The following is a 10,251-nucleotide window of genomic DNA, read 5'->3' as shown; positions in this document are numbered from 1 at the left end:
GCATGTCAGTTTTTCCACAAATGATGTAAATATTTTTTACACTTGTATAGTCGTATTTCACAGATGTTTCAACTCCCTTATAACCGTTTGAATAATGTGCTCATCTACGCCGTTGTTGAAGGAGATTTCTATGTTTGCCTTTTTGATCGTGCATGCGTGATTGCAAGAGGTTGGTGATGGCACGGTCGAATATGAATCTTTATTTTCGGAATGTAATGTAACGGGGACGATTGTTAATTTTTGTTCTAGCATATGAAAAGCACCTCCTTAAATTGATACATTCATCATACCAGGAGGTGCTGCGTGTTTATATGCGTTATTTGATTGGGGGCTTACTGTGTACGATAAGGATCTCGAGGCAAGAGAGGAAAGAGGAAAAGTAGAGTGGTATGAGGATTCTGTGTTGCGATTGGAAGTTAGAATTCTTAATCAGCACCTAAAATACCAGAAGTACCGACAGGGGAAAGAAAAATGTCTTAAAGAATACTTTAAAGATGAGCTATTCAGGGACTATATGGAAAAGTATTTTGGAGAAATACTATTTAATGGAGATTTCTACAAAATCAATAAAGCCCGAACTATAATAAATAATAGCCATCTAAAAGATACTGAAAAGGAAAAGTTGTTATTGTTTTTGTGCAAAATATCAAAGCATGGCTTTGATTTTGTAAAGGAAAAGTATTCCACGTACTACCGAAAAAAGTTCCTCAAACAACTAAATTCCCTCAACATAAACCCTATCTTAATTCCCAAAGGTAGAAAATCACCTTCAATCGTAAAAAATCCATTTCGATTCTAAAGTAGAACAACTTTAGGGTTATTAAAAGTTGACTTGAATACTAGAATAAATTAGTCAAATGATAATCCAATTGACAAAAAATATCGAATTGAGGTGATAGAAATGAAAAGTAATCAAAGCTATGCAAGAGAGGTATCTCCAGAATTTGCAAATCTCATCAAGCAGAGAAGAGAAGAGTTAGGCTACACAATTAAGAGAGTTGCTTTAGCTGTCCATTCTAGTGATGGCTATATAAGTAGAATTGAAAATCATAAACGTAGAAATCCTAATGTAGGTATCGTTTATGGATTGTCACAGGAACTCGAAATTGACCTTGAGTACCTACTAAAAGTAGCATTTCCAAAAGAATAGAAATATAGAAAGAGAATAGCTACTGATAACCAAAATAATGGAGAGCATTGTCTCTCCTCCACAGGGGGAATGTTAAATGAGCAAAAATGGAAGTAAAAAGGAGTATATCTTTAACTTTATCCTACAAAGAAACCCTCAGATATTGAGGCCCTTTTTAGGAGAAGTAGAATTGCTTGAGTTAGAATATGATTCTAAAAAGAGGATTGACATTTATGGTCGTGACTTAGACCATAGCTCACCTATTTACATTGAAAGCCAACTAGGTTGTTCAGACGAAGTTCATTTTGAAAAGGTGAAATACCTAATTGAAACCAACGAGAATGAAAGCGGGACTTTTGTCTGGATTGCTTCTAGGTTTAAAGAAGAGTATCTAGTTGCGATAGAGCAACTGTTAGAGTTACATGCCAGAGAAAAGCCTATCAAAATCTTAGCTTTGACCTTGCAAAAAGGTTACACGACAACTCTGAACAAATTAAATCGACAAAAAGATCCTGACATCTGGAACCACGTTAATCACAGCGAATTTGTGCTTCCAAAATTAAGTATTGTAAAACAGTGGGGAGGGTTACCACTAGGCTTTAAGGATTCCACAATGTCAGCACCGAACTTTCCACTATATTCTACTTCTCCAGAAGTGATGAACTCCTACCTCCTATCTACTCTCAGAAAAGAAATTCCACATCTTCTTAATGTACACCGATCCAAAAAGTTAACCGTAAATTCTATCGTTTTTGGTTCAGGTTTTTCAGACTTCAGCTTTGTCATTAATTTGGCTGCATGTGAAATTGCAATAAGACTAGAAAATGAATGGCAATCTCCATTGTTTCAAAGGGTAGTAAGTCAATTTAAGGATGTAGAGAATTTTGAAACTGTCATTTACGAGGAAAATAGGGTAGTTTTTCCAATATTGGATTTAGACAATCCAAGGGAAAAGGTAGAGATGGCAACTAAGTTGTTTAGAAAAGTGGTTGATGTTGCAATCCCAACTATATATAGCTTATAAGGTATGGTTCCCCCACGGATTATAGGGGAGCCTATTCTTTTTGGCTACAAATAACTCTCTTTTCGCATTATCATCTTGTACATAACTACATAGGACAAAGTGTGCAAATAAAAAACAGATGAAGAAACCAATGTATATATTTCCAACTTGTTGCAATTGAATTTCTGAACCGCTCTTAACATAAGGAATTGTAATTTGAGAATAAGAAGAGTGTTTTGGAAAATGAGCGACCCATAAAATACTTCCTAGTATGGGTTTATTTTTGTTCAAAATAAGTACACCCTTAGACTCCATAAGAAAACATTGTAAAATCAACCCTCAAAGTGTATCATTAGGGTTGTATGATAATTATTTCGGGGTTATGAGGTGATTTCCAAAAATGATTATTGGATATGCGAGAGTTAGTTCCCCAGAACAATCGCTTTCAAGACAAATTAAAGATTTAGAAGAATATGGTTGTGAAAGAATATTTACAGAGAAACAATCAGGTAAGAACTTTATTGATAGGAAAGTTTATCAAAGTATGCGAGAAAAATTACGTTTTGGGGATATTTTAGTGGTTCATGATTTAAGTCGTTTCGGTAGGAACAAAGAAGAAATAAAGAATGAATGGGAATCACTAATAAAAGATGAAGTTGACATTGTTGTGTTAAATATGCCAATCCTTGATACAACGAAGTATAAAGAGCTAGAAGGTGTTGGACAGTTATTAACGGATTTAACACTTTCACTATTGTCTTGGATGGTAGAAGAAGAACGTGAGCGTATTAGAACAGCTCAAAGACAAGGAATTGCAATTGCTAAAAAACAAGGGAAGTATAAAGGAAGAAAAAGAAAATATCATTCAAATGCTAAAGGAAAGGATAAGATAATATATGATGAAATTACTAAAGAGCTTCGGTTTGGAACAAGTGTAATGGATATTCATCGAAAAACAGGAGTTGCAAGAAGTACTATTTATAAGATTAGAAACGAAATGATAGATGGAGTACCTAACAATTAATACTTAACAAATAATTTTTGCCTTGGAGGAAGTTAATAATGATTCGAGATGAACTTAATTATAACGATTCTGTCGAACCGAATACAAAAGAAATAGAAAAACTAAAAAGCAATTTTCCACAATTTTTTAGTAAGGATGGTAAATTTCTAGTTGAACGGTTCAATGAAATGTTGTCTGAACAGAATATAGATCTTGACAGAGAAGGATACGAGCTTAAATTCTTAGGGAAATCCTATGCTAAGTATCTAACAGGAACCAAAACTACTACTGTGCTAACTCCTGATATTGAGCATAATACTAAAGATATTAATAATAAAAGTGAGAATTTGTATATTATCGGAGATAATTTAGACGCTATTAAGCAATTAGTCAATTCATATTCAAATAAAATCAAGTGTATTTACATAGATCCCCCATACAATACGGGTTCAGATGGATTCGTTTATCCAGACAACTTCAAATTTACAAAGGATTCTTTAGCAGATGCAATTGGAATTGAGGTCGATGAAGCAGAAAGAATATTAAATATGGCAGGTAAAAGCACTCACTCTGCATGGCTTACTTTTATGTATCCACGGTTAATGCTTGCAAGAGATCTTTTAACTGATGATGGGGTTATCTTTATTAGTATAGATGAAGAAGAGATGGCAAACCTTCAATTATTATGTGATGAGATATTTGGAGAAGAAAATAAGATAGGCGAAATAGTTAGAAATACAAATAGTTCAAAAAACCAAGCACTGTTCTTATCAACAAGCCATGATTATTGTTTGGTATATGGGAAAAATATGAATCGTCTTACAGAAAAGCACAGTGAAAATAAATGGGCAGTTCCCAAGAATAATATTAAAGAGTATTTAGATAAAGTGAAATTTCTTAAAAAACAAGGTTTATCAAATGAAGAAATAACAGCTGAGTTGAAAATATTAACTAAGTATCCTCGATTTATCGACTTTGAGAATTACTGGTATTTTGATGATCGAGGCCTCTATCGTAAGGATAACTTAGGAGGAGTTAAAAATGGAAATATGGAGCCTATTATAAATCCACTAACGGGCAAGGAAGATCCGGTACCACCTGGGGGATATAGACATAACAAAGACAAGATTCAAGAACTAATTGATGACGACCGCATCCATTTTGATACCGAGGGGAATTTACCCACAATAAAAAGGTATCTATTCGAGAATATGAACCAACGTCCTAAAGCGATTATGTCGGATGATCAAAGACCGGACGATAGTTTAATGAAAGAATTTAAAACACCTTTTGATAATCCAAAACAGTTAGCTTTTATGAAAAGAATATTAAGTATTGTAGATAAAGACTCAATAATACTAGATTTTTTCTCTGGCTCTTCGACAACTGCACATGCTGTGATGCAATTAAATGCTGAAGACCAAGGAAGTAGAAAGTACATTATGGTGCAGTTACCTGAACAAATAGAAAAGGATAAACCAGCATATAAAGCAGGTTATCGTACTATTGACGAGCTGGGTCGCACTCGAATTGAAAAGGCAGCAATAAAAATAAAAAAGGAAACTGACGCAAAAATTGATTATGGTTATAAACTATACCGTTTAAATGAGCCAGATGATAATATGTTACATAACATTTTAGAGTTTGATCCATATAATACAACTATTTTTGAAGATATGACTGAAGGTCTTACCTTTGATGGGGTGCCTGGACATGCCACTATATTGTCGACTTGGATGAACATGGATGGTTATGGACTAACTACAGAATCTCAGAGGATTAGATTAAATCAATATGAGGTAGATCTAGTTCAAGATTCTCTTTATATAATTGACCCTGGATTGGATTCAGAAGACGTAATGGAATTAATTAAGTTGATTGAAACGAATGAGGTCAATATTTCAAGAATAGTTTTATATCCTTACTCAATAGTTTTTAATGTACTGCACGAACTAAAAAGAAACATTACTAATTTAAGAAACAACAAAAATGTAAGTTTGATTGAGAGGTATTAGGATGGGTATTCAATTAAAATTATTGCCGCATCAAACTGAATGTTTACAGGCAATTACTTCTATATTTGATGGGGTTAGAATAACAAGTAATAACCCAATATACCAAAACCCAATTATTGACACTAAGGATAGCAAGTTAATAACAAATATTGAACAAATATGGACTGGTGAAAAGAACGAATCTAAACCTATTCCTAAAAAAATGAGACGTCGTGTTGAAGAAGGGATTTTTGGAATAGATGCAAAACTTGAAACAGGAACAGGTAAAACCTATATCTATACAAGGCTAATGTATGAGCTACATAAACTATATGGGTTTAATAAATTCATTATATTAGTACCCTCTACGCCGATTAAGGAAGGAACTAAAAGTTTTATACAAGCAGATTATGCAAGAACACATTTTAATGACTTATATCCCAATATTAGTCTTGATTTGAACGTACTGGATGCACAGAAATCAAAGAATTCGGGGAGAAAAATGTTTCCAGGGGCTGTAGCTAATTATGCTAGAGGCACTAGACAAGAGAAGAATAAGATAAGTGTGTTATTAATGTCAGATAGTATGCTATTATCCAAGAAAACAATGGAGAAAGATGATTACGATCAAACACTTTTTGGCTCTTTTACTCAGCCCTATAAAACGTTGGCAGAAACAAAACCCATTGTGATTATTGATGAACCACACCGATTTAAAAGGGAAAATAAGGCGTTTCAATGTATCGAAGAGGAATTAAGACCCCAATGTATAATTAGATTTGGTGCAACTTTTCCTGTACTGCAGAAGTCAGAGGAGAAAGACTATAACAATCTAGTTTATAATTTAGACTCTTGTGGTGCTTTTAATGACGGCCTAGTAAAAGGTGTAGCAGTTCAAACTTTAAATGAAATAAATGAAGATGACTGTAAGTTAAAGTTAATGAAGTTAACATATAGACCTAGAACCTGTGTATTTAGGAACGAACAGACTCGAGAAAATTACACTCTTCAAATTGGAGACTTCCTAAGTGATATAGATGAGAGATTCAGTGGAATAACTATAGAAGGAATTTGGCAAACTGATGATCCAAATATCCCTAAAGGAGTAACCCTTTCTAACGGCCAAATACTTCAACAGAATGACATTATTTATTCTTCTGTCTATGGTACAACATATCAGGAGTTAATGTTAAAACAGGCTATCGACAACCATTTCAAACAAGAAAGGGAAAACTTTTTAAGGGAGAATAAGATTAAAACTTTATCACTATTTTTCATTGATAGTATATCTTCTTATCGTGGGACTAATAACGATGGAAGTCTTAGGCTAAAATTCGAATCTATGTTAAAGGAAAAGTTGGAGGAAGAAATACGTGAAATTGAAGACATAGATAATAAGACAATTAAGCAATATAAAGAGTACCTTGAAGCATCCTTAAAAGACATTAAAAAGACGAACGGGGGTTATTTTTCAGAAGATAATTCAACTAAAGACGAGGATATTCAAAATGAAGTAGATAAAATTTTAAGAGATAAGGAATCGTTACTCTCCTTTAAAAATGAAGCTGGGAAATGGAATACTATGAGGTTTATTTTCTCGAAATGGACATTGAGAGAAGGCTGGGATAATCCTAACGTTTTTCAAATTGCAAAACTTAGATCGAGTGGAAGTGAAATATCTAAATTACAAGAAGTAGGCCGAGGACTGAGGCTTCCAGTAGATGAGTATGGTAACAGAATGGAATCAGAACAGTTTTATCTTACATATCTTGTTGATTACTCTGAAAAGGGATTTGCAAATAAATTAATTAGTGAAATCAACTCAGATGCACAAGTGTCTAGTAACTTAAAGGGATTACTATCTAAAGTTGCTAAAATGAGAAATATGTCTGAAGAAGTACTTCTTGTAGAACTTTTAAATGCTGGATTAGTCGATATAGAAATGAATATAAAGCAAGACAAGAGGGACGAATTAATAGCTAAGTATCCTGAGTTCAACACAGGTGTGGGTTCTGACAAAGTATTAGAAACAAGCAAAGGAAATAAAGCTAAAGTTAAGATACGTGCTAAAAGATTTGAGGATATTAAAGATCTGTGGCAAAAGATAAATCAAAAATATTACCTAAAGATAGATGAAATATCAGATAATGAATTGAAAAGTGCAGTCCTTGAAATTCTGGAAAAGGGTGTATATGAACAGCAAATCGTTTATGCAACAGAACAAAGAACTGAAAACAAGGGGGATTCAGTAGGTATTAAGGAAAGAAAAGCAGGCTATCATATCTTTGACGAAATTATCCCTTATAATCAATTCTTAATCAAAATAAACAAAAATACTGGTATTTCACTACCTATTTTGCATAATGCAATTATTGAATATGCAAATGGTAAAAAACTTGAAGATGACTTTTTCAATTACAATACTCTGAATAATTTTATAAGAGAATTCCAGGAGTGGCTAGAAGATACGTTTATAAAAAGATTTAGTTATTATAAGCTAGGCATTGATGCAAAAGAAACGGCTTTAACAGATTACAATGGACATATGAAAAAGTACATTGTACAAGGTAGTTTAGGGCTATTGAGAGATGAAAATACAGAAGTTCCTTCTACATTCTTATATGATAGTTTTGTCTATGATTCACCAAAAGAAAGAGAAACAATTGCAAAAAGTGACATTGATGAAGTAGTTGTTTTTGGGAAAATTCCTAGAAGGAGTATCCAGGTCCCTCTATATTATGGAGGTACAACAAGTCCAGACTTTATGTATGTATTAAAGAAAAAAGATGGCGACTATATTATAAACTTTATAGTGGAGACAAAAGATATTAAAAAAAGTGGTGGGCTGAGAGGGGATGAAAATAAAAGGATAGCAGCTGCAGAAGAATTCCTTAATACACTTAGAGCTGATGGATTAAATGTGAGATTCAAAAAGCAGATGAAGCATAACGATATTGTTACATTAATTAATCAGACTTTAAGTGAATCATAACTATGTTAAACTTTTTGAGAAAGTATAGGTTTATAATACAAATTTAATTTAAAAACAGCATCGGGAAGTTCCCCCGAATGCTGTTTTCCTCTATTACTACCACTCCATTTGGTATTCAGAAATGGGTTATTAAAAAAAGACAGTTAGATTTGATTTCAATCTTTGGTAAGTTTCCTTAATGTATCCAAATCAGAGTCCCTATTAATCTGTGAGAGTATTGGTGAAGTATTACTAATGTATTTTGAAAAAGAATTAGAAAGGTAAGATTGAGGTACAGTCTCACCAGAAAAAAGTATCATTTGGATAAATCGCATTCCACAAGTTAGATTTATAGCATTTACCCCATTATTCTCTATTTGTAATGTTAATGTTCCAGCATAACCTGAATGGATAAGGGAATTTATGTTTATTCCTAATCTGCTTAATGAAGAACGGGTATTTATCATTCCCACAAGATCATTAGGTATTCTTATATATTCAAAGGTATTCACTAGAACTAATTGATTAGGGTATAAGATAAAATCCTCTCCAAAAGAACGATATGTTGTTTGAAAAAATTGATCAATAGGTTCAGATATTGTTCCTAATAATGGAGATTTTGTAGGTATAGAAACTTTAAATTCAGTCCCTAAACGAAGGTCAATACTCGCACCGTTTAATTGGGTTTTTTCTAAAATTGGCGTAACAATCAATTTTTGTTCATAAGTTTCATCGGACATATTTAAACGCTCTTTAATTAACTCGCTAGTTAGTACGGTCATCATTCCACCCCCTATGGATATGAGCAGACATTAGTGCCTTTTTTACTAAATTATTAATCATTTCTCTTATATTGTACTCTTGCTCATTAGAGGATATTTCGGTTTCTAGCTTGTCTCTATAATGGAAATAAGCATGCCAACCAGCATTTAAAATACTAATGCTATCTACAGGCTCGGAATCAATCTCGTTTGGTGGGATAAAATTTGATATTTTAGCAGCTAGTTGAGGAACTATTTTATGATACTTTTCAACATTATAGTGTAATTCATCAGGGATCGTATTTAGGATATAGTCTATGATATCATCCAGTTCACTAACTAAAATATCTTCAATAATTGCTAATGATGTATTGTTTAATTCAAATCTAAAAATGATATCTGTTCCGTAACTTCCATCAATAGAATCTAAGAATAATTTTGTTTTTGCAGATTTCCATTTTTGAATGCTAATATTAATTTCTTCTTGAATAACAGAACTAAATTTACCGGTATAATTCAATTTTTCAAAAGTTCTTTCTCTAACGACACTACGAATTGATGATCTAGGATGTGTATTAGAAAAAGCATCATGTAATGTTCCATCGTTTGCTAAGGAACTATATGTAAATATACTATCCCCTGAAAAATGTGAGGATGGACCATATAGTAGAATACCAATTATGTCTGCAATAAATTCTTGTAACCAATTTATTAGATATCCTTTACCAAGTATGTTTACAAGAATTTCATTTTTAATTCTATTTTCCTGATCTTTAGTTAAAAGTATTGAAGAACTTGTTAGCTTTAAATTTACAAATTGTTTAAGATCATTAATGTTACTATGTTTGAGTAGTGAGGGCATTAAAGAGTCTGTTAGATTTAGACCTGAATGTAGATCAAAGTAATGGCCCAGTTCATGCCCCATAACACATCCTAGTAAAACGTCATCTTTATGTACCACAGGAAACTCTATCAGTATTTTTTTCTTTTTATCTAATTGAATTGAAGGGAAGGTCTTGCTAATACTTAAGGAAAATCTACTCCAGATATCACCAATAGCATAATTTAATATCCAGACGGGACGTGTAAAGAATAAAGTTGCGTCACCATACTTTAATATTATCTCTTTAACAGGAATCATTACTTCCATTGGATGATGAGAAGTATTAGCTTGCGATATATAGCTAGTAATTATTTGTAAATCTATTAAGATTTGACTGAAAAATTTAATTTCTGAAAATGTGGTTACGTTCGATTCGAATTTCTTTAATAATATGTAACTAATTTCATTTAGTTCTGGTTGTAGTATAGATATATGGACACAACTTAGTTAAGTCACTAAAATTGAACTAACGAAAGGTCGTGTCCGTATTATGAGTCAAAAACGTTA

Annotated in this window: 8 protein-coding genes; 6 read left to right on the top strand and 2 right to left on the bottom strand. The window is 32.6% G+C overall.

Going from position 1 to position 10,251, the window contains the following annotated elements; translation table 11 throughout:
* Window positions 1–337 precede the first annotated feature (337 nt).
* The 6 genes from BMW36_RS20100 (at window position 338) to BMW36_RS20070 (ending at window position 8,121) form a co-directional block, all read left to right on the top strand.
* Window positions 338–799: a hypothetical protein gene (locus BMW36_RS20100; protein ID WP_089744469.1), complete on the top strand. Its 462-nt coding sequence runs from the start codon at window positions 338–340 to the stop codon at window positions 797–799.
* A 102-nt stretch (window positions 800–901) separates the two neighbouring features.
* Complete coding sequence (locus tag BMW36_RS20095) at window positions 902–1,150, top strand: helix-turn-helix domain-containing protein (protein ID WP_089744468.1); 249 nt, start codon at window positions 902–904, stop codon at window positions 1,148–1,150.
* A gap of 76 nt (window positions 1,151–1,226) precedes the next feature.
* Complete coding sequence (locus BMW36_RS20090) at window positions 1,227–2,153, top strand: hypothetical protein (protein ID WP_089744466.1); 927 nt, start codon at window positions 1,227–1,229, stop codon at window positions 2,151–2,153.
* 379 nt (window positions 2,154–2,532) lie between these two features.
* The gene (locus tag BMW36_RS20080) at window positions 2,533–3,156 is read left to right on the top strand and encodes a recombinase family protein (RefSeq protein ID WP_089744463.1); all 624 of its coding nucleotides are present in this window, start codon (window positions 2,533–2,535) and stop codon (window positions 3,154–3,156) included.
* Between the two features lie 38 nt (window positions 3,157–3,194).
* Window positions 3,195–5,150 carry a site-specific DNA-methyltransferase gene (locus BMW36_RS20075; RefSeq protein ID WP_089744461.1) on the top strand — a complete coding sequence of 652 codons (1,956 nt, stop codon included), beginning with the start codon at window positions 3,195–3,197 and terminating at the stop codon, window positions 5,148–5,150.
* A gap of 1 nt (window position 5,151) precedes the next feature.
* Window positions 5,152–8,121 carry a type III restriction-modification system endonuclease gene (locus BMW36_RS20070; protein WP_089744459.1) on the top strand — a complete coding sequence of 990 codons (2,970 nt, stop codon included), beginning with the start codon at window positions 5,152–5,154 and terminating at the stop codon, window positions 8,119–8,121.
* A gap of 155 nt (window positions 8,122–8,276) precedes the next feature.
* On the opposite strand, the gene dcd is transcribed toward BMW36_RS20070, so the two are convergent.
* A complete protein-coding gene (gene dcd / locus BMW36_RS20065) occupies window positions 8,277–8,885 on the bottom strand; it encodes a dCTP deaminase (protein WP_089744457.1) in 609 nt (202 codons plus the stop codon).
* Entirely contained in the window at window positions 8,866–10,002 is a 1,137-nt protein-coding gene (locus BMW36_RS20060; RefSeq protein ID WP_089744455.1) for a M48 family metallopeptidase, read from the bottom strand. Before BMW36_RS20060 ends, dcd begins: the two co-directional genes overlap by 20 nt.
* Window positions 10,003–10,251 lie beyond the last annotated feature (249 nt).

Origin of the sequence: Gracilibacillus ureilyticus, assembly GCF_900111195.1 — a bacterium.
In the GTDB taxonomy this organism is placed as follows: domain Bacteria; phylum Bacillota; class Bacilli; order Bacillales; family Amphibacillaceae; genus Gracilibacillus; species Gracilibacillus ureilyticus.
Note: the sequence above shows the minus strand (reverse complement) of the source record. Positions and strands in the feature narration are given on the sequence as shown.